The following is a 24,194-nucleotide window of genomic DNA, read 5'->3' as shown; positions in this document are numbered from 1 at the left end:
GGCTATCGCATGATGTCGCGGTACAGCGCCGCGTATTGGCGGGCCGGGCGGGACCACCCCACATCCGCTGCCATGGCATTGCCCTGCATCCGCGCCCAGGCGGTACGGTCGCGCCACAGGGTGCCGAGGCGGGCGAAGGCCAGTTCCAACGCCTCCCGCGTCGTCGGTGCGAATTGCAGGCCGGTCGCCACGCCCGCCGCCAGCGCCGCCTCGTTGGCATCGATCACCGTATCGGCCAGCCCCCCGACCCGTGAGACCAGCGGCAGGGCGCCATAGCGCAGCGCGCAGAGCTGCGTGAGGCCACAGGGTTCGAAGCGCGAGGGCACCAGCAGCGCATCGCAGCCGGCCTGGATACGGTGCGCCAGGGCCTCATCATAGCCGAGCACGGTCCCCACCCGCCCGGGCCAGGCCCCGGCGGCGGACAGGAAGCCTTCCTCCAGCGCCTTCTCGCCCGCGCCGAGCAGGGCGAGCTGCATGCCGCCCTCGGTCAGCGCCGGCAGGGCGGCGAGAACGAGGTCCATGCCCTTCTGCCAGGTCAGCCGGCTGACCACGCCCAGCAATGGCACCGAGGCATCCACCTCCAGCCCCATCGCCGCCTGCAGGGCCGCCTTGTTCGCGGCCCGCTGCGCCAGATGCTCCCGGTCGTAAGGCTCGGCCAGCAGGGGGTCCGTGGTGGGGTCCCAGACCGTCTCGTCGATGCCGTTCAGGATGCCGGAGACATCCGCCCCGCGCGAGCGCAGCAGGCCATCGAGCCCCATGCCGCCCTCGGGTGTGCGGATCTCGGCGGCATAGCTGGGTGAGACCGTGGTGATCCGGTCAGCGAAGTAGAGCCCGGCCTTCAGGAAGCCGATGGCCCCGTAATACTCCACCCCGTCGATCGACCAGGCTTCCGGCGGCAGATCCAGCTCCGCCAGGAGGTGCGGCGGGAACTGTCCCTGGAAGGCGAGGTTGTGCACCGTCATCACGGTCCCGGGGCGGCGCCCCTCGCCGTAATGCAGATAGGCCGGGGCGAGGCCGGCCTGCCAGTCATGCGCATGGACGATATCGGGCGCGAAGGCGGGCAGCAGCCCCCGCGCCAGCCGGTCGGCCACACGGCCCAGCGCGGCGAAGCGCTGGGCATTGTCGGGCCAGTCGCCTTCCGGCCCGGCATAGGGGCCACCCTCACGCGCGTAGAGGTGCGGTGCCTCGATCACCAGCAGTTCCAGCGCCCCCGCCCGTCCGGAGAGCAGCCGGGCCGGGCCACCGAAGAGGTCCGGCAGTTCCGCCGCGACCTCCCCGCTCTCCAGCCGACGCAGCACGGCGGGATAGCCGGGCAGCAGCGTGCGGGCGGCGAAGCCCTCCCGCGCCAGGGCCGCCGGCAGCGCGCCCGCGACATCGGCCAGCCCGCCGGTCTTGATCAGCGGATAGGCCTCCGAAGCCACCGACAGGACGGAAGGCATCAGTCGGACAGCCGGTCGATCATCGGCTGGGTGATCAGGCAAATGCCCTTGTCGGTCCGGCGGAAGCGTTGCGCGTCGAGTTCCGGGTCCTCGCCGACCACCAGCCCTTCGGGGATGCGGACCTCGCTGTCGATGACGACGTTGCGCAGGCGTGCATGGCGGCCGATGTCACAGCGGGGAAGGATCACGGAACTCTCGATCTCGCCATAGGAATGCACATGCACGTTGGGGAAGATCAGCGACTTGCGCACCAGCGTGCCGGACACGATGCAACCGCCCGAGATCAGGGAATCCATCGCCTGGCCACGCCGGTCATCGTCGTCATGGACGAACTTCGCCGGCGGCGTCAGCTCGCTGTAGGTCCAGATCGGCCATTCATGGTCGTAGAGGTCGAGCGCCGGCACCACATCGGTCAGATCCACATTCGCCTGCCAGTAGGCATCCACCGTGCCGACATCGCGCCAGTAGGCCTCGGCCTGATCGCTGGAACGGACGCAGGATTCGGCGAAGCGGTGGGCCACGGCGGTGCCCTGCCCGACCAGATAGGGGATGATGTCCTTCCCGAAGTCATGCTCCGAATTCGGGTCCGCCGCGTCGCGCCGCAACTGGTCGGCGAGGAAAGCGGTCTCGAAGACATAGATGCCCATGCTGGCCAGCGCCATCTCCGGATTATCCGGCATGGCGGGCGGGTCCTTGGGCTTCTCCAGGAAGGAGATGATGCGGTCGTTCTCGTCCACATGCATCACGCCGAAACCCGTGGCCTCCAGCCGCGGCACCTCGATGCAGCCCACGGTGACGTCGGCGCCGCTTTCGCAGTGCTGCCGCAGCATCTTCTCGTAGTCCATCTTGTAGACATGGTCGCCGGCGAGCAGGACGATGTAGCGCGTGCCGTAGCTCTCGATGATGTCCAGGTTCTGGTACACCGCATCCGCGGTGCCGGCGTACCAGGCGTTCTCCGAGACGCGCTGGCTGGCGGGCAGGATGTCGAAGCTCTCGTTGCGTTCCGGCCGCATGAAGTTCCAGCCGCGCTGAAGATGGCGGATCAGGCTGTGTGCCTTGTACTGCGTCGCCACGCCGATCCGCCGGATGCCGGAGTTGATGGCATTCGACAGGGCGAAATCGATGATGCGCGACTTGGCGCCGAAATAGACGGCCGGCTTGGCGCGCCGGTCGGTCAGTTCCATCAGCCGACTTCCTCGCCCGCCCGCCAGGACATAGGCCATCGCCTGACGCGCGAGCGGAGATCCTGCATGCGGCCGTAGAGGCATGGATGGGTGATTCCCTTCGACGACGCTTCCTCGTGCACGGCCGTCATGGCGCGCGGAGGCGAATGTCACACGCGCAAGGCCACAAGTCTCTGCCTGGGCGTGCTTAATTTTCCGTGCGCAGCGGCCTGCGGGGATCAGGACTGCGGATAACCGTCCCATAGCAACTTTGGCTCGTGAGCATTCGCGGCAGATGCCCCATCTGGTTGTTTATGGGCTTCGTCACACCACCCGGTGAGTCCGCCCCGCCATGTCCCTTTGATAACCGGTACGCGACCGGCGGGGATGGATCGCAAAGAAGGAAATCCTGGCGGGTTTTCATGCCTGTATGGTGGTTCCGCCCCGGCAGAAAGCGGTGTTCGCCCCGCGCCTAATCCCTGATGGGTTCCACACCTGTCGGGTTCGCCATGCATGGCCCGCTCACGGTCCTGGCCACGGCCTCCAGCAGCATGGCCCCGGACACCGGCTTGTGGAGCAGCAGCAGCGGCCCGCCTTCCATGGCCTGGGCTACGCCAGCCACGGTATCGCCTTCCGCATAACCGGTGACCAGCAGCGCCGGCAGGCCCGGCAGGATGTCGCGGACGGCCCGCAGGAGGTCGAGCCCCGTCATGCCGCCCGGCATGGCGAAGTCCGTGACCAGGAGATCCGGCCGCTCTCCCTCCCGCAGGTATCGCAGGGCCTCGGCGGGCCCTTCGGCGCAGAGGAGGCTGTGTCCGGCATCGGCCAGGGTCTCGGCCAGCACATCCCGCACCATCGGCTCATCATCCACGAGCAGGATGCGGCACGGCGCGCCCTGCGGAGCCGGCTGCGTCTCGGCGGCCCGCTCCGCCCCGTTCCCCGTCTGTGGCAGCCAGAGGGAAACCACGGTGCCCTGCCCGAGCCGGCTGTCGATCTCCAGCGCTCCACCGGACTGTTCCGCGAAGCCGCGCGCCATGGCCAGGCCCAGCCCGGTCCCCTTTCCCACCGGCTTGGTGGTGAAGAAGGGCTCGGTGACACGGTTCAGCACCTCCGGCGCCATGCCCATGCCATGGTCGGAAACACGGAGGCGCAGATAGCGCCCCGGCTTCAGCGCGGGCGGGGCCGTGATCGCGCCCGGCAGTTCCAGCGCCTCGGCCGAGAGCTGGATCATGCCGCCATCCGGCATGGCATCCCGGGCATTGGCGGCGAGGTTGAGCAGCACCGTCTCCAGCTGCGCGCGGTCGGCGAGAACCAGCGGCAGGGCCGGGTCGGCCATCAGGTCGATCGAGACGCGGCCGCCCAGCGTGTGCAGCAGCACCTCCCGCAACTCGGTCATCAGGAGGCCGATATCCTGTGCTTCCGCCCGCAACTCGCCCTGCCGCGCGAAGCTCAGCAGGCGACGGGTCACCGCGCCGCCCCGTTCCGCCTGTTCCGCTACCAGACGGGCCAGGCGCCGGACGTCCGCCGGCTCCTCGGCCCGCAGCGCCATCAGCCGCGCGCCGCCCAGCACCGCCTGCAGCACGTTGTTCACGTCATGCGCGACACCGCCGGCGAGGCGGCCCAGCGCCTCCATCTTCTGCGCCTGCGCCAGCCGGCGCTCGCTCTCCGTGAGGGCGGCGGTGCGTTCCGCGACCAGCTGCTCCAGGCGCGCCGCCTGCCGTGCACGGTCCTCGCGTGCCGCCACGATCTCGTCGATCCCGGTGCTGGAGCCGAGCCAGCGCAGGATGCGGCCGGAGACGTCGCGTTGCGGCAAGGCCCGGACCAGGAACCAGTGATAGGCACCGTCCCGCCCCAGGAAGCGGATCTCGATGCTGTAATCCTCTCCACTCTCCAGGCAGCGCCGCCACAGGGTCATGCAGCGCTCGCGATCCTCGGGATGCAGGCGCCGATGCCAGTTCTCGTCGCCGGACCGGCCACGCTCCTGCCCCGTGAACTCGTACCAGCGGGCATTCAGGTAGTCGGGAACACCATCCGGGCGGCAGGTCCAGATGATCTGCGGCATGGCCTCCGCCATGGTGCGGAACCGGGCCTCGCTCGCCCGCAGCGCCTCCGCCGCCCGGATGCGGTCGGTGACGTCGCGCAGGACCCCGACCAGCCGCACCGCCCGCCCATCCTCGTTGCGCAGTACGCGGGCCCGGCCTTCCAGCCAGGCCTCGCCCCCATCGGCGGCCGGGCGCAGCGGGCGGAAATCCACGGCGAAGGTGTCGCCCTCCCGCGACAGGCCCTGCCAGGCCACGCCGATCCGGTCCCGGTCCTCCGGATGCGTCGCGGCCATCCAGTCGGCGGCGAGGATCCTGCCGCCCTGGGGGACGACGCCGAGCAACTGGGCCGCCACGGGCGACAGCGTGCCTGCCTGCTTGCGCAGGTCGAGATCCCAGGTGCCGAGCCCGTCGCCCTCCACCGCGAGGCGCAGCCGGGTTTCGCTCTCGGTCAGGGAGCGGGAGGCGGCGCGCGCCTCGGTCACGTCCTCCAGCAGCCCCACCCATTCCCGCACCCGACCGCCGGCCTCGATGAGCGGCACCGCCCGCACCGAGAACCAGCCATAGAGCCGCGCCTCCCCCTCCGCCTCCCCGCCGCCCGCCGGCAGGGCGCGCCGGATGCGCCATTCGCCCCCATAGGAACGCCGGCTGGCCAGCGAGGCATGCCAGAGCGCGTCCGCCACACTGCGGTCGTCCGGATGCAGGGCCTCGAACCAGCCGCTCCGCCGCAGCCGCTCCACCGGCAGGCCGGTGAGGCGCGCCCAGGCCCCGGCCCCTTCCGGCAGGAGCCGGCCCGAGGGATCGGCGATCCAGACCAGTTCGCTGCTGGCCTCCACCAGGGCACGGTAGCGGGCTTCCTGGGCCCGCAGGGCAGCGGTCACCGCCTCGCGCTCCACCGCCGCGACGCTGAGCGCGGCCGAAACCTCGGCGATCTCCCGGATCCCGGTGGGCAGGGCCAGCACGGTGCCGGACCGTCCCTGATCGGCCAGCAGGCCCAGCGCATCGCGGATACGGCGCGTGATCCGCAGGGTCAGCAGCAGGCTTCCGGCCAGCAGCAGGAGCGCCACCCCGGCGGCGGGCAGGTAGTCCCACAGCATCGCCTGGTAGAAGTAGGCCCGCGGCATCGATAGGACGAGCGAATAGCCCTCGGTGGAAAGGTGTGACCAGGCCATGATGGCCATCACGCCTTCCTGGTTCCGGACATAGGGCAGGACACCCTCCGGCGCCCGGGCGAGGCCGGCTACGATCTCCGGCGGGGCCGGGCGGCCGATCATCGCGTCGCCGCCCTGGGTGCGGGCGACCACGACCCCGTGCCGGTCCATCAGGGTGGCGGTCCAGTCGTTCCGCATCAGGCGCCGCCCCAGCGCGCTGCTCAGCGTCTCGGGCGCCAGCCAGAGCGCCGTGACGGCGAAGGGCTGGCCCGACGGGGCCGGGACCAGGACGCCCACCCGCCCATCCAGCAGATCGGTGACCTCGGCCCGTCCGTCGCGCGCCACGCGGGTCAGCGCCTGGCGCCAGCTTTCCGGGACAGGATCGGCCGGGATGACCGGGGACATCGCCTCCACGTCGCGCCCCCGGGCATTGTAGAAGCGCAGGCTGCCCATGCGTGCCAGGGTCCGGGCCGGTGCGGTGGCACGCAGGGCCGCCACGGCATTCTGGAGGGTGGGCGGGGACGACGCCGGGGCGGTGGCCAGCAGTTCGCGCAGGCGTGCCTCGGACAGCGCGAAGACCTGATCGGGCACCACGGACAGCGCGCAGACGCTGGTGACCAGGTCGGAGGCCGTGCGCCGCATGTCCCGGCTGTGCAGGCTGGCCATCGCCCAGACGGCATAGAGCGCAAAGGGCAGCACCGTGCAGGCAGCCATCAGAAGCAGGTGGTGGCGCATGCCATAGAGCCGGCGCCCTGCCGTGCGCGATATCCGCGGGCCCTGCCCAGCCGGAGGCGCTTCGGTGGACACTTCAGTCGACATGGTTCCGGCCGGCCTGCTGAGCGGCCTCATGGAACCGCATTTCGCGTTCCGCTGGAAGCGTTCCGGCTGTGGCATATCCTGTCTGGGAGCCGCCGGAACACGGGGCGGGGGTTCTCCGGCGACGGGGCGGCCTCCCTCCCGCAAGGGTGCGTGTCAGGTGAGGCCGAGGGCACGGTAGAGCCATTGCGACGGCGGCCAGGCGGCGCCGATCTCCTCCTGCCACACCAGAAGAGCCGCCACCACGGCGAGCAGCAGAAGGATCGAGAGCGTCCAGGCCAGGATCAGGCTGGGACCGCGTTCCGGTTGCGCGACGGGAGGAAGCCTACGGGGCGGCACCACAATCTCCTCGCGCAGCGGACGCTCCCGCGCGGCCGCGGGAGGCAAGGGCTCGTCCAGGAGAGTGGCGGGACCGGCCGCCAGTTCCATGGTGGGCCGAGCCGGCTCCGGCGGCGCGGCCTGCTGCCGGCCATCGTCGGCCGGCTCCTCCACGGGGCCGTCGCCGTCTTTCGGGGGAGCCTCCAGGGGAACTTGCGGGACGTCCCCGGAGTGCCTGGCCGGAACGGCGCCGTCCGAGGCCCCTTCCGGAACTTCATCCGGATCTCCCGCTGCCTGGAGCTTCCCGGCCCGGCCATCCCCCGGGGGCGGGCCTTCCGGCGAAGGCTCCTCCGTGGCGGCGGGCCGCTCTTCCTCCGGCGAGGGGACCCAGTCCCGGCCGCAACGGGCACAGCGCACAGCCCGTCCAGGCGACAGCATCGCCTCCGGCACCTCATAGGCCGCCTCGCAGCCGGGACAAACGATACGCATGTGAACTCCCCTCGGAGCGATCCTAGCCTCATGCGGGCACGCGTGGCACACCCTGCCCCCATGGTGCGCTTCAGTGATGCGACCCTCCGCTATCCGGACCCGAATGGAGGAACCGGAAAGGAGGCCCTGCACGGCCTGCGTTTTTTCCTGCCCGCGGGTTCCTTCACCTGGCTGACCGGCGAATCGGGGGCGGGGAAGACCACCCTTCTCCGGCTCATGCAGTGCGGGCTGCGTCCCAGTTCGGGCGAGGTCGAGATCCTCGGCGTGCGCCTTTCACGTGCGCGCCGCACCGCCCTGCCCGCCCTACGGCGCCGAATCGGCTCGGTCTTCCAGGATTACCGTCTGCTCCCCTATCTGAGCGCCTTCGACAACGTGGCCCTGCCGCTGCGCCTGGCCGGGCGTTCCGAATCCTCGTTGCGGGCCGATGTGACGGAGATCCTGCGCTGGGTTGGCCTCGGCCACCGGACGGATTCGCTGCCGGAGCAACTCTCCGGCGGCGAGCAGCAGCGCGTGGCCATCGCCCGCGCCGTGGTGGCACGGCCGGAACTGCTGGTGGCGGACGAGCCGACGGGCAATCTCGACCCGCGCCAGGCGCACCGCACCCTGGCCCTGCTGAACGAGATGAACCGCCTGGGCACCACCGTGGTGGTGGCGACCCATTCCCAGGAGCTGGTGGAGGCTTTCCCGGCGCCGGTCATGACCCTCTCGCGCGGGCGGCTGGTGCATTTCACCGGGCACGACCAGGGCGAACTGGATGCCTACGACGCCTGGACCGAGCAGCCGGAGCCGGATGCCGGGGAAGACGGGTTCGACGAGGATGAGGAGGCGCCGCATGGCTGAGCGCCGTCGCTCCCGCGACCCGCTCGGCCTGCGCCGGGCCCTGTCGAGCAAGCTGCTGCCCGGGCTGGTCGCGGCCATGGCGCTGCTCGCCGCCCTGGCCTTGGCCGGTGCGCATGGCGCGGCGGCCCTGGCCGAGCGCTGGCAGTACGGGGCTGCGGCAGCCGTCACCGCGCAGGTACCGGACCCGACACCGGAACGCATGGCGGCGGCGCTTTCCGTGCTCCGCGCCTCGCCCGAGGTCGCCTCGGCGGAAACGGTGGATCCGGAGCGGATGGCGGCGCTGCTGCGGCCCTGGCTGGGGCAGTCCTCCGCCGCCTCCTTCCCTCTGGCCCTGCCGGGGGTGATCGAGGTGCATCTGCGGGACCCCTGGGGCGATGGGGATGGCGATCCCGAGGCCCTGGCCGGGCTGCTGGCGCAGAAGGTACCCCGGGCCGAGATGGAATCGCACGGCATCTGGGTCGCCCGCCTCGCCGCCCTGGCCCGCAGCGTGGAGGGCATGGCCTTCGCGGTACTGGCGCTGGTGGCGGGGGTCTCGGCGGCGGTGGTGGCGGTGGCGACGCGGGCGGGCCTGGCGGCACGGCGGGAGGCGATCGGCATCCTGCATGACCTGGGCGCCACGCATGGTGCCATCGCGGGGCGCTTCGCGGCACGGGTGGCGGGGCTGGCGGCGAGCGGGGCGTTGCTGGGGACATTCCTCGCCGCCCCGGCCCTGATGGCGCTGGCCCGGCTCGCCGCCCCCTTCATGGGCGGCGGTGGCGTTGGCGGCCTGCGTAGCGGGCTCTCCCCGGCGACCACTCCGGCCTGGGGGGAGCTTCCCTGGGGCAGCCTGCCCTGGACCGGGCTGCTGATGCTGCCCTTCGCCGCCGCACTGATCGGATGGCTGACCGCCCAGGCCACTGTGCGCCGGTGGTTGCGCCGCCTGCCATGACCAGGGCGTCCGGGCCGGGCCGGTTCCTGCCGTGGCAGAGGCAGGAGAATGTCTTCTCCCGAACGGCTCCGGCCGGATGGAAGGCGCCGTGAGGCTGGCGTCGCGCCTGAAGGCTCTCGCGCCGCCCCTGCGCCGGGCCTTCACCGGGCGCCGGCTGCTGAGGCGCGGCGTCTTCGCCCTGCTGCTCGCCGTCTCACTGGGTGCCGGTGCGGGCTATGCCTGGTTCCTGGACGCCGCCTCCACGCCGCCGCCGCCCCGGCTGCCGGAGGGGGCGGGGATCGCGGTCCTGACCGGCGGCCCCGACAGGGTGGAGACCGGGCTGCGTCTGGCAGCCGCCGACCCGAGCGCGCCGCTGATCATTTCGGGCGTCGGCCGGAACACGGATATCACGGCCCTCGCGCATGAGGTCAGCGTGGAGCCCTGGCCCTATCTGGACCGGATCACCCTGGGGCACGCGGCCCGCAGCACGCGCGGCAATGCAAGGGAGATCGCCGCCTGGGCACGAGGGCATGGGATCGGGACGCTGGCGGTGGTCACGGCGGGTTTCCACATGCCCCGCGCCCTGCTGGAGATGCGGCGGGAGTTGCCGGATGCCCGGTTGATCCCTTATCCCGTGGCTCCCGCCCGTGCCCGGCCCCCGGCCATGCTGCGGGAGTACCTGAAATTCGCCGGTGCCCTCGCCGGCCTTTCCGCCTATGGCCGCTCGGAGCCGGACCCTTGATCGCCTTGCGCTCCGCGCTGTTCAACGCGCTCTTCCTGTTCTCGATGGCCGTCTTCCCCTGGGTCGGCCTGATGCTGCCCCGGCGCATGACGCGGCCCTTCGTACGCGGCTGGACGCGCTGGGTGCTGCGCTGGATGGAGGTGATCTGCGGCATGCGGGTGAGGGTGACGGGGCTGGAGAACATCCCGTCCGGCCCCTGCATCGTTGCCTCCAAGCACCAGTCGGCCTTCGACACCTTCGTCTGGCTGACCCTGCTGCCTCACCCCGTCTACATCATGAAGCAGGAGCTGCTCCGCCTGCCGGGCTGGGGCGCGCTGGCGCGCCGCTTCGGCTCGGTGGGGGTGGACCGTGCCGGCGGCGCCACGGCGCTGAAGTCCATGGTGCGACAGTCGCGCGAATTTGCCGAGCGGGACGGGGCGCAACTGGTGATCTTCCCGGAAGGAACCCGGACCGCGCCGGGCGAGCGCGTGCCATGGCAACCGGGCGTGGCGGCGCTCGCCTCCGCCACCGGCCTGCCGGTGGTGCCGGCGGCCACGGATAGCGGGTGTTTCTGGGGCCGCCGTTCCTTCGCCAAGCGGCCGGGGACCATCACCCTGGCGATCCTCCCTGCCCTTCCGCCTGGCCTGCCCCGCGCCGAGCTGATGCGCCGGCTGGAGGATGAGGTGGAAAGTGCTTCCGCCGCGATGCTACAGGGTTTCCCACCCCCAGGGCCCTGATCGGGGATGTCAACAAGCGTCTGTGGATAATTTGGTGGAAGAGCTGCGGGGCGATCCTGCCACGCGGCGCCATCACCACGCGTCAAGGGCTTGCCAAACCACGGTTTTGATGCATCGGCGGTTGACCGCCCTTTGTTCTTCTTCATTTGATTTCAGCAGTTTACGCGCGCATGCGCGCTATCCCCAGCCGCCTGTGGGAAATAGTGCGCAAACCAGCCCGGCCTTGGGGACGACTCCGGCAAGCCTGTGGACAACTCTGCGGAAAGCTACGGGGAAGCTCGGTTTTTTCCGCCCTGGCTGCCCCGGTCCGGCTTTTCCCCAGCCCGGTCGCCCCCGGCATCCGGCGGCAGCAGATCGGCCAGCCTTTCCAGCGCCGCATCCCTGACCCCCAGGGCCCGGAGCTGCGACACGGTGTTGAGCAGATAGTCACGGTTGCTGCCCATCGCCCCGATCCCGAGGCCGATGGTGCGTGCCGCCTCGTCTGGTTCCAGCCCGCCGCAATAGGTGTCCGACCGGCGGTCCACCACATAGGCCACTGCCCGCACCTCGCGCCCTTCGTCCAGCAACCGGACCTTCAGGCGCATCTGGTGGTAGGAGCCGCCGGACATCTCCCGCTCGTGCAGGTAGTCCAGGACCTCCGCCGCCCGGTTGCGGGCGACGCGCAGCGCCACGCCCCGGCAGGCGCCGCCGCGGTCGAGGCCCAGCACCAGGCCCGGGCGCTCCGGCGTGCCGCGATAGCGCGTGGAGCGGATGCAGAAGCGGCGGTGATAGCCGCGCAGCAGGGCCGGATGCGTTCCGTCCGCCGCGAAGCCCGGTTTCCAGATGAGCGAGCCATAGGCGAAGACGTAGAGCGAGCCATCCGCGTCCAGCAGCGCCTCGTCCAGGACGGGGGGCGCTTCCGTGTCCGGGGAATGCCGGGTGTTTGCGGGGGCTGCGGGGATGTCAGGGGTCATGCGATCGGCCGGGGGGCGCGCTATAGCGGTTGGCGTGGATAGCGAGAAGAACGGCGCCCCCGCGCCAGGCACATGGCAGGCTCCCCGGACCCGCCCCGACGACACCGCCCCGGCGAACGGGGACAGGGACGGCCGCACCGGCGACCGGATCGCCCAAGGGGTCGCCCAAGGGGTCGCCCAGGCGCCTCCGGCACCCCGCCCCATCCGGCGCCGCTGGCTGCGGCCCGCCCCGTTCCTGCTGGGGCTGACCGTGCTGCTGGCCGGGCTGGCCGCCGCCCATGCCATGCTCTGGCACTGGATGGGCGGACGGCTGGAGGAAGGCTTCACCGCCTGGGCACAGAGCCGCCGTACGCAGGGCTGGCGGGTCGAGTACGGAACGCCGCAACGGGGGGGATGGCCCTTCTCCGCCACGTTGCGCCTGCCGGATTTCCGGCTGAGCGGCGGCGCGGCCACGCTGCCGGGCGGGATCGACTGGCGCGTGCCGGCACTGGACCTGCGGATCGTGCTGCCACGGCTGGACGAGTTGCGGATCGAGCCCAGGGGGCCACAGCGGCTTCGCCTGGGGGGACTGGAACTGCCCTTCGCGGCGGACCGGCTGACCGGGGTGCTGCCGTTGCAGGCGGATGTCCTGCCGCGGGGCGGCGAGTTCCGGGCCGAACGCCTGCGCCTGGGCCTGCCCGGCACTGCCGCGGATGGCGGGCTGGAGATCCGCCGGCTGGATGTCACGCTGGACACGCGCAGCAGCGCCACGGAGGGCGAGAGCGCCATCGCCCTTTCGGCCCAGGCCCAGGGCATCACCCTGCCCAGCCTGCCGCAGGGGCGGAGCTGGCCCCTGGGGCCGCGGATCGAATCGGCGGGGCTGACCGCCTCCATGACCGGCCCCCTGCCCGTCGGCCGCGTCCCGACCCGGCGGGCCGAGATCTGGCGGGATGCAGGCGGCGTGCTGGAGCTGCGCGACGTGACCCTGCGCTGGGGCCCTGCGGCGGCCTCCGCCGCGGCGACGCTGGCGCTGGACGAGGCGCTGCAGCCGATGGGCGCCGGCACGGTGCGCCTGGTGGGTGCGCAGGAGGCGCTGTCGATGCTGGGCGCCAACGGGGTGATCGACGCCCGCACCGCCGAGATGGCGAGCCGCATGGCGGTCCTTCTCGCCCGGCCCAGCGCAGAGGGCGAGCCGCCTCAGATCGAGCTGCCCCTCACCCTCCAGGATCGCAGGCTTTCCCTGGCGCGCCTCACCATCCTGCGCCTGCCGGAACTGGTCTGGCCGGTACCACCCAGCCGCCACGACACCGGGGAGTAGCGCCACAGGACCGTCAGGCGGGCTCCGCCTCCTGCCGGAAGCGGAAGGGGGTGGAACCGGTGGTGCTGGGGTCCATGGCAAGCCGGTGCGCCAGGGGCGGAAAGGCGCGGGAGCGACAATCCGGCCGGTCGCAGAGGCGGCAGGACAGGCCGATGCCGACACGGGCGCGGTCGAGGTCCAGCCCATCGGCGTAGAGCACCTCCTCGGCGCGGGAGATCTCGCAGCCCAGCGCCACCACATGCACCGGCACCGGCTCGCCCCAGCGCGCCGCGCGGCCTTCCACGGTGCGGGCGATGCAGAGGAAGGCGGCGCCATCGGGCAGTTCCACCGCCTGCACCCGCAGCCGTCCCGGCGTGGCGAAGGCATTGTGGACGATCCAGCGCGGGCAGGAGCCGCCGAAGCGGGCGAAGGGGAAGCCGGCGGCGGAGAAGCGCTTGCCGACATTCCCGGCCGGATCGACGCGCAGGAAGAAGAAGGGCAGGCCACGTGCCTCCTCCCGCTGCAAGGTCGTCAGGCGCTGGCATGCCTGCTCGAAGCTGACGCCGAAGCGGGTGGCGAGGCGGTCGAGATCGTGGCGCAGTTCGGCGGCGGCGGCGCGATAGGGTTCGTAGGGCATCAGCAACGCCGCGGCAGCGTAGTTCAGCAGGCCGATGCGGATCAGGTTCGCGGCCTCCGGCGTCGAGGGCGGCTGCGGCGCGAGGCAGGCCTCCACCGCGTCCCGCGCCTCCAGCAGCATGAGCTGGAAGGCGAGGTGGAAGGCCCGGCTCTCGCGCGTCAGGTCCTCCGACAGGTCGAGCCTGCGGGTGGCGGGGTCGTAGTGGCGCAGATTCCCCTCGGTGGGGCCGACGAAGATCGAGACGCCATGGCGGGTGCGCAGCCGCTCGCCGATCGCATGCCCCCATTCCGTGCCGCCATCGGCGATCTCCCGGCCGATCGCCTCGGCGGCTTCCTCCAGCGGGGGGAAGTGGTTGGCGCGGTCCTGGAAGAAATCCCGTGCCTCCTCGGTCGGCAGGATCAGCCGGCGGCCCGAGGGCAGCGCGATGCCGCCGGCATCCTCCCGCGCCACGCGCAGGGCGCGGTAAAGGGCGAGCATGGCACGGGCCGCGCTGGGCGAGCCCCGGACCAGCGTGGCGAACTCGGTCTCCGGCACGGCCTCCAGCCCCAGCAGCGGATCGCGCAGCACCTCCCGCAGCCCCGTTTCCACCTGCTTCTCGCGCTGGCCGGACAGGGCGGCGAGATCGACGCCGAAGGCATCGGCCAGCTTGAGCAGGAGCGAGGCGGTGACGGCCCGCTGGTCGTGCTCGATCAGGTTCAGGTAGCTCGCGGAAATGCCCAGCCTCGTGGAGAGAGCCTGCTGCGTGACGCCGCGCTCCTGGCGCAGCCGCCGGATCGTGGGACCGATCAGGGTCCGGGACATTCTTTACAGACCTTACATATTTACAGGCTTCACAGTGAAGTTCTTCACAGTTCGCCTTTACACAGCAAGGAAAGCGCGGCGGGTCCCGGACGGCAATGTCAATTCTTCACGAATCTGCTCACATGACATGGAGCGTCCGATCAGACCTCGCTGCGGCGGAGCAGGTAGTCGAGCCCGCCGACGCGGTACCAGTGATAGCCATAGGCCTCCATCAGGATGCGGTGACGGCCATGCTTGTCGGGGCGGCTGTGATCGCCGGACAGCAGGTTCACCAGCAAGCTGTCATGCGAACCCTCGGCGCCCGGGTCGATCATGATCTCCCGCGCCTCGGCGCTCAGGTTGTGGATCACCAGCACCGAGTTCCGCCGCCAGTCGTAGCGCAGCGCCAGCACCTCCGGCGTACCAGTGGAGACAGGCTCGAAATCGCCCCAGCCGATCTCCGGCACCTCCTTGCGCATGCGGATGATGCGTTCGGTCCAGTTCAGCAGGGATTCCGGGTCGCGCCGCTGATCGGCCACGTTGACGTGCTCGAAACCATAGACGCCGCCCGAGATCGGCGCTTTCGCCGGGTTGGGGCTCTTGGTGAAGCCGGCCTGCGGCTCGTTCGACCACTGCATCGGCGTGCGGGCGCATTCGCGCTCCGGCAGGCTCAGGTCGTCACCCATGCCGATCTCGTCGCCATAGCGGAGGACGGGCGTGCCCGGCAGGGTCATCATCAGGCTGTAGGCCAGCTCGATCCGGCGCCGGTCGCCTTGCAGCATGGGGGCGAGCCGCCGGCGGATACCGCGCCCGTAGAGCTGCATCGAGGGATCGGGACCGAAGGCCGCGAAGACGGTCTGGCGCTGCTTTTCCGTCAGCCGACCGAGATCGAGCTCGTCATGGTTGCGCAGGAACAGGCCCCACTGCCCTGTGGCCGGGCGTGGCTTGGTCTTCTCCATGGCCTTCACCAACAGCCGGCTGTCGCCGCTGGCCAGAGCGTAGAACAGGGCCTGGTTGACCTGGAAGTTGAAGATCATGTGCATGCGGTCGCCATCGTCGCCGAAATACTGGAGGTCGGCCTTCGGCAGCACATTGGCCTCGGCGAGGATGATGGCGTCGCCGCGCCGCCATTGCAGGAACTCGCGGAAGCTGCGCAGCATGTCGTACTGCTCGACGGGCCTCGTGACGCCAGGGCCCTTCTTCGCGATGACGAAGGGCACGGCGTCCATCCGGAAGCCGGATACGCCGAGCTGCAGCCAGAAGCCCATGATCTTGAGGATTTCCGCCTGCACATGCGGGTTGGCGGTGTCGAGATCGGGCTGGAAGTCGTAGAAGCGGTGGAAGTACCAGGCTTTCGCGACGGGATCGCGGCTCCAGGTGCTGTCCTGCACGCCGGGGAAGACGACGCCCTGGTCGGCATGGGCGGGCTTCCGGTCGGCCCAGACATACCAGTCGCGATAGGGCGAAGCCGGGTCCTTGCGGGCCGACTGGAACCAGGGATGCTCGTCCGAGGTGTGGTTGACCACGAGGTCGATGATCACCCGCATTCCGCGCTGCCGGCAGGCATGGGTGAATTCCACGAAGTCGCCCAGCGTGCCGTAGCGGGGATCGACGCCGTAATAGTCCTTGATGTCGTAGCCGTTGTCGCGGCCCGGCGAGGGCTGGAAGGGCATCAGCCAGATGGTCGTGATGCCCAGGCCGTGGAGGTAGTCGAGGCGCCGGGTCAGCCCCTCGAAATCCCCGACGCCGTCGCCATTGGCATCCATGTAGGTGCCGACCGACAGGCAGTAGATGACGGCGTTCTTGTACCAGAGATCGTCGATCAAGCGGGGCTCCCCGGGGCTGCTTCGCGGCGCTGGCGGCGGAGGTGCCGCCAGCCGGCGAGGCCCTGGGCGTCCTTGCTGGCGCCCCTTACCGCCGCGCCAGGTCGATCAACGCCGCGAAGCCCGTTTCGCTGCCGAAGGCGAGATGCGTTCCGGTGCTGTTCCAGCTCAGCGCCGAGACCGGGCCCCGGCCCGGTGCCGCCAGCGGCACGATCTTGCCGGAGGCGATCTCCGCCATCAGCACCAGCCCGTCGGAGAAGCCGGCGGCGAAGACCTCCTGGCTCGGATGGCAGGCGACCGCGGTGCAGAGCACGCCATCGCCGCCCGCGATCTCCTCCGGTGCCTTGCCCATCGGGCCGCCGCCGAAGAAGGGCCAGCAGATCACCGCCTCGGAGCCCGAGGTGCAGAGCCAGCGGCCCTTGGGCGTGAAGGAGAGGAAGCGCGTCTTGGACGGGTAGCCCGACATGCGCATGTGCTGCCCGTCCGTCAGGCGCCAGCCATGCAGCGCGTTCTCCTGCATCGCCGTGACGACATGCGTGCCGTCGGGCGAGAAGGCGATGGCGTGGTGGCTGCCCTTCCAGTCCAGCTTGCGCGGATTGTCCTCCTTCGCCGCGACGAACCAGATCGAGGCGCCGTTGTAGTGGCTGGCCGCGATCCGCTTGCCCTTGGCATCGAGGGCGACGCCGCCGGCGGTGGAGGGGGTGGCGAGCGTCTTGAGCGTCTTTCCCTTGCCGTCCAGGACATGCAGCGTCTTGCCCACCGCCGCGACGCGCACGCCGGAGGGATGGGTGGCGAGGTGTTCCACCCATTTCATCATGCCGAAGCTGGCCAGTTCCGTGACCTCGCCCGCCGGGCTGGTGCGCAGCAGGCGGCCGTCATCGCCGCCGGAGAGGTAGCCGTCGGCGCAATCCGGCACCAGGGACTGCGCCGCGCCGTCATGCGCCTCGACCCGGCGCCATTCGCCGGACAGGTCGCGCAGGTCGGCCAGGTGCAGGGTGCCGTCGCCCAGGGCGAAGGCGGCGGAGCCTCCGTCATGGCCGAAGGCAGCGCCCACGACCCAGGCGCCGAGGTCGCGCGAGGCGCCGCGGCTTTCCAGCACGAAATCGACGTTGCCGAGCGTTTCCGACATCAGCTGGCGACCGTGGATTCGAAGCCGCGGCGCAGGCGGGGGCGGTTGATGTTGCGCCCGATGAAGACGATGCGAGACTTGCGCGGCCCCTCGGCATCGGCGGCGGCGAGCGGGATGTAGTCGCCGTCGGCGATCATGTGCACGGCCTGGAAGGCGAAGCGGCGGCCTTCCTGGCCCTTGTAGTAGAGGATGCCCTTGGTGCGGAGGAGGTCCTGCCCCTGGGTGGCCAACACCTCGCTGATCCAGGCGTTGAACTTCGCCTCGTCGATCGGCTTGTCCACCTCGAAGGAGACGCTCAGCACCTCGCTGTCATGGCTGTGCTCATCCTCGCCGGAGAGGAATTCCGGCTCGCGCTCCAGGATGCGCTCCAGGTTGAAGGCGTCGCGGCCGATCACGCTTTCCACCGGGATGTCGGACTTGGTGGCGCGGCGGATCTCGACGGTGGGGTTGATGGCGCGGATGCGGCGCTCGACCTCGTCGGCCTGTTCCGGCGTCACGAGGTCCATCTTGTTCAGCACGATCAGGTCGGCGAAGGCCACCTGCTCCTCCGCCTCCGGGCTGTCGCCCAGGCGCTCCAGCAGGTGCTTGGCGTCCACCACCGTCACGATGGCATCCAGGCGGGTGGCCTTCTTCACATCCTCGTCCACGAAGAAGGTCTGGGCCACCGGCGCCGGGTTGGCGAGGCCGGTGGTCTCCACGATGATGCCATCGAACCGGTCGCGGCGCTTCATCAGCCCGCCCAGGATGCGGATCAGGTCGCCGCGCACGGTGCAGCAGATGCAGCCGTTGTTCATCTCGAAGACCTCCTCGTCGGCATCGACGACAAGGTCGTTGTCCACCCCGAGCTCCCCGAACTCGTTGATCACGACCGCGAATTTCTGGCCGTGGTTCTCGGTGAGGATGCGGTTCAGCAGGGTGGTCTTGCCGGCGCCGAGATAGCCGGTGAGCACGGTCACGGGAACGGGCTCGCGCTCCTGCGGCTTGGCATCCTGGGTGGTCGTGGCGGACATGCGGAGGCCCTCCGGAAGTCGGGGAAACAGGGTTCAGGGCGTTATATGGTACGGTTTGCCCGCTTGGTCACGGGGCCGGGCCAGAAGGGGCCGCGCCCGGGGTGGGTGGCGGCCCTGCGCGCCGTTCGGGGCGCGCGTCGGCCTGGCGCCGGGCCGGGGCATGCCGCCATCCATGACACTTTAGGGTTTTAGCGTTTTAGGATTTTAGCCCTTTATCTGTCCCGGCGGATGCAGGGCTTCGATCCTTGGGGCGAAGCCGACCCTTCCGGTCCGGGGCAGTTGGCGCCGTGGAGGGAATGGCGCGGGATGGGTCTTGATTATATTCCTATATCGCGCCGCCAGCGAGGAAGCAAGGCGTGTCAGCGGGCTGTGCTCCGATCCGTGCGGCGGGACACATGGCCCGGGGGAAGGCTCCGCCTTGCCCCCGTACCCCCATCCGCCAGGACCCTGAGGGTCCTGGACCTCCCCTTCGCTGGCACCTGCCGCGGCTGGATCACGCCGGAGAGCGATGCTCTCCGGCGATGGCCGGTGCCACGCGCGCGGACAGGTGTGCTTGATTCTTCGGGCGCCTGCTGTTTCCGCCAGCCCTGCGGGATGGGACCGGCGGGCCGAGGGTGGCCGTGGGTGCCAACTCCCGGGGTCCAGGGCGCGCAGCGTCCTGGCGGTGAGGGGGTTCCGGGGGAGAGGCGGCGCCTCTCCCCCGGGGGTGGCCAGGGGAGACGTCCGTGCCTGCCAGGGCTCGCCCTATTCCGCGTCCGGCTGGCGGGCCGGGGCGGCCTCGGCGAAGGCCGGGAGGGCGTTGCAGGCCGCTTCCGCCGCCAGAAGGCGCGGCAGGGCGGCGAGGTCGCAGCCGAAGCGGCGGGCATTGCCGAGCTGCGGCACCAGCGCGATGTCGGCCAGGGTCGGCGCCGTGCCGAAGCAGAAGGGACCCGGCTGGTCGTGGACCAGCGCCTCGCAGGCGGCGAGGCCATCGCCGATCGCCCAGCGCGCCCAGGCCGTGACCTCCTCCTCGGGCAGGCCCAGGCCGCGCAGCCGGGCCAGGACCTTGAGGTTCTGCACCGGATGGATGTCGCAGGCGATGGCCTGGGTGAAGGCGCGGACCCGGGCGCGGTCGTTGCGCCCTGAGGGCAGCAGCGGTGGCTCGGGCCAGCCTTCCTCCAGCCATTCGCAGATGGCCAGGGACTGGGTGAGGACCGTGCCCTCGTCCGTCTCCAGGGCGGGCACCAGACCCTGCGGGTTCAGGCGGAGATAGTCCGGCGCCCGCTGCCCGCCATGGCGCAGGTGGTGGAAGGCCTGGTCGGGGCGGAGGCCCTTCAGGTTCAGGGCGATCCGCACGCGCCAGGCGGCGGAGGAGCGGAAATAGCCATGCAGGCGCATCGTTTCGCCTTTCGCCGTGTCAGCGGGCCGGGAGGATGATGGCGCGGCACTCGCCGAAGCCGATGGGGGCGGCCCCGTCGCGGCGGGCCCGGGCCCGCAGGATCACCTCGTCGCCATCCTCCAGGAAGCGCCGGCTCTCGCCGGAGGGCAGCATCACCGGCTCCTTGCCGCCGCGCGTCGTTTCCAGCAGTGAGCCGAAGCCCGTGGGATCGGGTGCGGAAATGGTGCCGGAGCCCAGCAGGTCGCCCGGCTGCAGGTTGCAGCCATTGCTGGTGTGATGCGCGAGCATCTGCGCCACGGTCCAGTACATGTGCTTCGTGTTGGACAGGGACAGGCGGTGCGGCGGCAACCCCTGTTCGCGCATCCGCGCCGTGGAGAGCAGCACCTCCAGCTCCAGGTCGAGGGCGCCGGAACGCTGGTCGGCCTCGTCCAGCAGATAGGGCAGCGGGGCTGGGTCGCCCTCGGGCCGGGCTGGCTGGGCGATGCGGAAGGGCGCCAGGGCCTCCGGCGTCACCACCCAGGGCGAGAGCGTGCTGGCGAAGTTCTTGGACAGGAAGGGGCCGAGCGGCTGGTATTCCCAGGCCTGGATATCGCGCGCCGACCAGTCGTTGAGCAGGCAGTAGCCCGCGACATGCGCGGCGGCCTCGCCCACCGGGACGGGCTCGCCCAGTTCGTTGCCGGGGCCGACCCAGATGCCGAGCTCCAGCTCGTAGTCCAGCCGCTCGCAGGGCGCGAAGCGCGGCGCCTCGGCCTCCGGCGGTTTCAGCTGCCCCTTCGGCCGCCGCACATCCGTGCCCGAGACGCGGAGCGAGGAGGCGCGGCCGTGATAGCCGATGGGCACGTATTTGTAGTTCGGCAGCAGCGGATTGTCGGGGCGGAAGACCTTGCCGATATTGGTGGCGTGGTGGATGCCCACGTAGAAATCCGTGTAGTCGCCCACACGCGCCGGCAGGTGCAGGGTGCAATCCGCCAGGGGCAGCAGGCAGGGTTCGGCGCGGGCGCGGTCGTCGCTGCCCAGGGACAGGATCTCCGACAGGCGGGTGCGCAGGGCGCGGCGCGGCGCGGCACCCAGGGCGAGGAACCCGTTCAGCGTGCCGGCGGAGGCAGCCTCGGCCGCCCGGGCGGCCTCTCCGGCGAAGAGCCCGGCGGCCAGCGCCGCGGAGAGGTCGAGCACATGGCCGCCGATCGCCACGCCGCCGCGCGGGCCCTGGCCCGGCGGGGAGAAGATGCCGAGGGGCAGGTTCTGGATCGGGAAATCCGCATGCCCGTCCGCCCCCGGCACCCAGGAGCGGCGCGCGGGGTCGTGGGTGGCGTCGAGGGCGGTCTGGGTCATGGTGTCTCTCGCGCGGCTCACGGGTGGCTCGGGTCGAAGTTCTTGTGCAGGCCCAGGCCGTAGCCGGCATAGTCGGACTGCAGTTGCGGTGCCTCGGCGGCGAAGCGGGTCACGCGCTGCGGGAAGCGGGTCTCGAACATGAAGGCCAGCGTGCCCTCCAGCTTGTGCGGCTGCAGTTCGACGCTGCTGGCCTTCTCGAAGGAAGACTGGTCCGGCCCGTGCGGCAGCATGGTGTTGTGCAGCGAGAAGCCGCCCGGCGCGAAACCGCCGCCGGTCTTGGCGTCATAGACGCCGTAGATCAGGCCCATGAACTCGCTCATCACGTTCATGTGGTACCAGGGCGGACGGAAGGTGTTCTCGGCCACCAGCCAGCGATCGGAGAAGATCACGAAGTCGATATTGGCCGTGCCGGGCGTCTCGGAGGGCGAGGTCAGTACGGTGAAGATCGACGGGTCGGCATGGTCGAAGAGGATCGGCCCGACCGGCGAGTAGCGGCGCAGGTCGTATTTGTAGGGGGCGTAGTTGCCGTGCCAGGCAACCACGTCGAGCGGCGAGTGCGGGATTTCCGCGCGCCACAGATTGCCGCCCCATTTGATGGTGAGGGTCGAGGGGGTGTCGCGGTCCTCATAGGCCGCCACAGGAGTGAGGAAGTCGCGCGGGTTGGCGAGGCAGTTGGCGCCGATCGGGCCGCGGTCCGGCAGGGTGAAGGCGCCGCCGTAATTCTCGCAGAGATAGCCGCGCGCCGGCTGCTCGTCATGCAGTTCGACACGGATCTTCACGCCGCGCGGGATCACCGCGATCTCGCCCGGCTCGATGTCGATGATGCCGAACTCGGTCCAGAGCCGCAGGTCGCCCTGCTGCGGCACGAAGAGCATCTCGCCATCGGCGTTGTAGAAGTATTCGTCGCGCATGGAGCGGGTGACGAGATAGACATGGCTGCCCATGCCTGCCTGGGCCGCCGCGTCGCCGGCCGTGGTGATGGTGCGGATGCCTTCCAGGAAATCCGTGCCCTTCCCTTCGGGCAGGGGGACCGGGTCCCAACGCAGCGGCGCGGGGGCCATCTCGGTCTCCACGCAGGGTGCCGTGCGCCAGAGCCCGGCATCGGCCTTCCGGAACTGCCCCCAATGCGCCACGGTCGGACGGATGCGGTAGAGCCAGGAGCGCTCGTTGGTGGCGCGCGGCGCGGTGAAGGGCGAGCCCGAAAGCTGCTCGGCATAAAGCCCGTAGGCGCAGCGCTGCGGCGAGTTGCGCCCGACCGGCAGGGCGCCCGGCAGGGCCTCCGTCTCGAAGCCGTTGCCGAAGCCGGAGAGATAGGCCACCTGGTTCACCGCGCTGGACGGTGCCACAGCCAGCGCGGGTTTCACGGTCTGGTTCATGCGTCTTGCTCCCGATCCGGGTCAGAGCCGGTTATGATGGTTCGGTGAAGGATTTTATATCGTCTCATATGATATCGAAAGCACGAAATGTGACCCGCGCCCCCCGATCCGTGGCCAAGGCGGCGGAAGCCGAGATGGATGCCCCCCGGCCGCTGGTGCTGGGGGAATTCCTTCCCTATCGCCTGTCGGTGGTGACGGAGGCGGTGAGCAGCCTCTTCGCCACCCGCTACCAGGAACGCTTCGGCCTCAGCATCCCGGAATGGCGCGTGGTCGCGGTGGTGGGCGAACAGGGCTCGCCCACCACGCAGGAGGTGATCGAGCGCACCGGCATGGACCGGGTGCGGGTCAGCCGCGCCGTGATCCGCCTCGCCGACAAGGGGCTGCTGGACCGCCGCGCCCATCCGCGCGACCAGCGGGCGCAGATCCTGAGCCTGACGCGGCAGGGGCTGGCAACCTATCGCCAGATCGTGCCGCTGGCCCTGACGCTGCAGGCGGCGCTGGCCTCGGCGCTGACCGAGGCCGAGCAGCGGCAGCTCGGCGGCATCCTCGCGAAGATCGGCACGCGGGCGCGCGAGATGCTGGGCGAGGAAGCGGGGCATGAGGAGGCGGGCTGAGCGGAAATCAGCCGTCCAGCTCGGCGGATTTCACAGGGCGGCTGCCCTCCAGGGCGCGCCACATCTCCACGTCCCGCTCGGCGGTCCAGATCTGCGGCCGGTCCAGCCCGCGCGCCTCGTCATAGGCGCGGCTGACGTCGAAGGGCATGCAGTGCTCGAAGATCACCCAGTGGCCGTATTTCGGGCGCATCCGCTCCATGGCGATCGCGTAGATCTCGCCGAGTTCCTTGCCGGCCGCCACGCCTTCCTTCGCGATGGCGAAGAGGTCGGTGGTGAAGGAGGCGGTGCCCTCGATGCCCTCCGCGATATCGGCCTCCGTGACCAGCGAGCGGCCGCGGCCCGGCACCATCGCCTTGGGCCCCAGCGCCTTCAGCGCCGCCAGCGTGCCGGGCCAGTCGGTGAAATGCGCGTCGCCGCAATAGGGGGTGGCGCCGAATTCCACCGTGTCGCCGGCGAAGAGCACACGCTCCTTCGGCAGCCAGACCACCGTGTCGCCCGCCGTGTGGGAACGGCCGATATGGATGATCTGCACCTCCCGCTTGCCGAGCCAGAGCGTCATCTTCTTCTGGAAGGTGATGTCGGGCCAGGTGAGGCCGGGAATGCTTTCCTTGCCCCGGAACAGGCGCGGGAAGCGGCCGATCTCGCTGTCCATGTCCTGCTGGCCGCGCTCCACGATCATGTCGCGCGTGACATCGGAAGCGATGATCTCCGCGCCCTCGTAGCCCGAAGCGCCAAGCACGCGCACGGCGTGGTAGTGCGAGAGCACCACATGCTTCACCGGCTTGTCGGTCACGGTGCGGATGCGGGCGATCACGTCCTGCGCCATGCGCGGCGTCGCCTGGGCATCCACCACCAGCACGGAATCGTCGCCGATCACCACGCCGGAATTGGGGTCGCCCTCGGCGGTGTAGCCATAGAGGCCGGGGCCGAGCTCCTCGAAGGAGACCTTCTTCTCGGCGAGATCCTTGGTGCTGGCGAATGACATGGCGTCGTCCTCTCTCTTCGGTTCGTGCCACGCTTCATCGCGTGGCACGCAGGGTCTCGTCGGCTCCGGCGGGGACAATGCCCGCCCGGGCGCGAGCCAGGGCCTGTTCCAGCACCCGGGTATCGCCGATATGGTTGGCGAGAAGCAGGATCAGCCGCGCATTCACCTGCTGGCTCTGCGCCGGGGTGAGGCCGCGCTGGGCATCGACCAGCGCGGCGTAGAAATCGTCCGGCGCCTCGATATGGGGCTCGGTGTTCAGGGTGGCCTGGTGCGGCATGGCG

The 24,194-nt window shown here is 70.6% G+C and carries 20 protein-coding genes and 1 pseudogene; 6 read left to right on the top strand and 15 right to left on the bottom strand.

Annotation, left to right across the window (positions count from 1 at the left end):
- Positions 1–2 precede the first annotated feature (2 nt).
- From glgA to MVG78_RS22005, 5 genes and pseudogenes are all read right to left on the bottom strand, one after another.
- Positions 3–1,439, bottom strand: coding sequence for a glycogen synthase GlgA (gene glgA / locus MVG78_RS08080; RefSeq protein ID WP_247559816.1), 1,437 nt, complete (start codon positions 1,437–1,439; stop codon positions 3–5).
- Positions 1,439–2,623: a glucose-1-phosphate adenylyltransferase gene (gene glgC, locus MVG78_RS08075; protein ID WP_486969868.1), complete on the bottom strand. Its 1,185-nt coding sequence runs from the start codon at positions 2,621–2,623 to the stop codon at positions 1,439–1,441. The genes glgA and glgC overlap by 1 nt, the downstream gene beginning before the upstream one ends.
- 451 nt (positions 2,624–3,074) lie before the next feature.
- Positions 3,075–6,527 (bottom strand): PAS domain-containing protein, encoded by a 3,453-nt coding sequence (locus MVG78_RS08070; protein WP_247559812.1) that lies wholly within the window; start codon positions 6,525–6,527, stop codon positions 3,075–3,077.
- Positions 6,528–6,764: 237 nt separating this feature from the next.
- Positions 6,765–7,100 (bottom strand): hypothetical protein, encoded by a 336-nt coding sequence (locus MVG78_RS08065; RefSeq protein ID WP_247559810.1) that lies wholly within the window; start codon positions 7,098–7,100, stop codon positions 6,765–6,767.
- 261 nt (positions 7,101–7,361) lie between these two features.
- Positions 7,362–7,415 (bottom strand): annotated as a pseudogene (locus MVG78_RS22005) (hypothetical protein); the annotation flags it as partial.
- A gap of 60 nt (positions 7,416–7,475) precedes the next feature.
- On the opposite strand from MVG78_RS22005, the gene MVG78_RS08060 reads away from it, so the two are divergent.
- The 4 genes from MVG78_RS08060 to MVG78_RS08045 all read left to right on the top strand — a co-directional run bounded on the left by MVG78_RS08060 (position 7,476) and on the right by MVG78_RS08045 (position 10,620).
- A complete protein-coding gene (locus MVG78_RS08060) occupies positions 7,476–8,255 on the top strand; it encodes a cell division ATP-binding protein FtsE (protein WP_247559808.1) in 780 nt (259 codons plus the stop codon).
- The gene (locus MVG78_RS08055) at positions 8,248–9,183 is read left to right on the top strand and encodes a cell division protein FtsX (protein WP_247559806.1); all 936 of its coding nucleotides are present in this window, start codon (positions 8,248–8,250) and stop codon (positions 9,181–9,183) included. Before MVG78_RS08060 ends, MVG78_RS08055 begins: the two co-directional genes overlap by 8 nt.
- A gap of 88 nt (positions 9,184–9,271) precedes the next feature.
- Complete coding sequence (locus MVG78_RS08050; protein WP_247559803.1) at positions 9,272–9,904, top strand: YdcF family protein; 633 nt, start codon at positions 9,272–9,274, stop codon at positions 9,902–9,904.
- Positions 9,901–10,620 (top strand): lysophospholipid acyltransferase family protein, encoded by a 720-nt coding sequence (locus MVG78_RS08045; RefSeq protein ID WP_247559801.1) that lies wholly within the window; start codon positions 9,901–9,903, stop codon positions 10,618–10,620. The genes MVG78_RS08050 and MVG78_RS08045 overlap by 4 nt, the downstream gene beginning before the upstream one ends.
- 266 nt (positions 10,621–10,886) lie before the next feature.
- Here MVG78_RS08045 and MVG78_RS08040 read toward each other — a convergent pair whose 3' ends face one another.
- Positions 10,887–11,573, bottom strand: a complete 687-nt coding sequence (locus MVG78_RS08040) for a gamma-glutamylcyclotransferase (RefSeq protein ID WP_247559799.1) — start codon at positions 11,571–11,573, stop codon at positions 10,887–10,889.
- A gap of 34 nt (positions 11,574–11,607) precedes the next feature.
- Here MVG78_RS08040 and MVG78_RS08035 point away from each other — a divergent pair, with 34 nt between their 5' ends.
- Entirely contained in the window at positions 11,608–12,870 is a 1,263-nt protein-coding gene (locus MVG78_RS08035) for a DUF2125 domain-containing protein (RefSeq protein ID WP_247559797.1), read from the top strand.
- A 13-nt stretch (positions 12,871–12,883) separates the two neighbouring features.
- On the opposite strand, the gene MVG78_RS08030 is transcribed toward MVG78_RS08035, so the two are convergent.
- The 7 genes from MVG78_RS08030 to hmgA form a co-directional block, all read right to left on the bottom strand.
- Positions 12,884–14,287: a helix-turn-helix domain-containing protein gene (locus MVG78_RS08030; RefSeq protein ID WP_247559795.1), complete on the bottom strand. Its 1,404-nt coding sequence runs from the start codon at positions 14,285–14,287 to the stop codon at positions 12,884–12,886.
- A 140-nt stretch (positions 14,288–14,427) separates the two neighbouring features.
- Positions 14,428–16,092, bottom strand: coding sequence for an alpha-amylase family protein (locus tag MVG78_RS08025; protein ID WP_247559793.1), 1,665 nt, complete (start codon positions 16,090–16,092; stop codon positions 14,428–14,430).
- An 85-nt stretch (positions 16,093–16,177) separates the two neighbouring features.
- Complete coding sequence (locus MVG78_RS08020; protein ID WP_247559791.1) at positions 16,178–17,218, bottom strand: WD40 repeat domain-containing protein; 1,041 nt, start codon at positions 17,216–17,218, stop codon at positions 16,178–16,180.
- The gene (locus tag MVG78_RS08015; RefSeq protein WP_247559789.1) at positions 17,218–18,228 is read right to left on the bottom strand and encodes a CobW family GTP-binding protein; all 1,011 of its coding nucleotides are present in this window, start codon (positions 18,226–18,228) and stop codon (positions 17,218–17,220) included. The genes MVG78_RS08020 and MVG78_RS08015 overlap by 1 nt, the downstream gene beginning before the upstream one ends.
- Positions 18,229–18,972: 744 nt before the next feature.
- On the bottom strand, positions 18,973–19,605 hold the full coding sequence (gene maiA, locus MVG78_RS08010; RefSeq protein WP_247559787.1) for a maleylacetoacetate isomerase: 633 nt from the start codon (positions 19,603–19,605) through the stop codon (positions 18,973–18,975).
- A gap of 19 nt (positions 19,606–19,624) precedes the next feature.
- Positions 19,625–20,938 (bottom strand): fumarylacetoacetase, encoded by a 1,314-nt coding sequence (gene fahA, locus MVG78_RS08005; protein ID WP_247559785.1) that lies wholly within the window; start codon positions 20,936–20,938, stop codon positions 19,625–19,627.
- Positions 20,939–20,955: 17 nt separating this feature from the next.
- Positions 20,956–22,314, bottom strand: a complete 1,359-nt coding sequence (gene hmgA / locus MVG78_RS08000; RefSeq protein ID WP_247559783.1) for a homogentisate 1,2-dioxygenase — start codon at positions 22,312–22,314, stop codon at positions 20,956–20,958.
- Between the two features lie 89 nt (positions 22,315–22,403).
- On the opposite strand from hmgA, the gene MVG78_RS07995 reads away from it, so the two are divergent.
- Positions 22,404–22,928, top strand: a complete 525-nt coding sequence (locus MVG78_RS07995) for a MarR family winged helix-turn-helix transcriptional regulator (RefSeq protein ID WP_247559781.1) — start codon at positions 22,404–22,406, stop codon at positions 22,926–22,928.
- Between the two features lie 7 nt (positions 22,929–22,935).
- On the opposite strand, the gene MVG78_RS07990 is transcribed toward MVG78_RS07995, so the two are convergent.
- Positions 22,936–23,913, bottom strand: coding sequence for an MBL fold metallo-hydrolase (locus MVG78_RS07990; RefSeq protein ID WP_247559779.1), 978 nt, complete (start codon positions 23,911–23,913; stop codon positions 22,936–22,938).
- Between the two features lie 34 nt (positions 23,914–23,947).
- Positions 23,948–24,190 carry a DUF2783 domain-containing protein gene (locus MVG78_RS07985; RefSeq protein WP_247559777.1) on the bottom strand — a complete coding sequence of 81 codons (243 nt, stop codon included), beginning with the start codon at positions 24,188–24,190 and terminating at the stop codon, positions 23,948–23,950.
- Positions 24,191–24,194: the final 4 nt, after the last annotated feature.

The sequence above is a fragment of the Roseomonas gilardii subsp. gilardii genome, assembly GCF_023078375.1.
In the GTDB taxonomy this organism is placed as follows: domain Bacteria; phylum Pseudomonadota; class Alphaproteobacteria; order Acetobacterales; family Acetobacteraceae; genus Roseomonas; species Roseomonas gilardii.
This window is presented reverse-complemented; position numbering and strand designations above follow the sequence as displayed.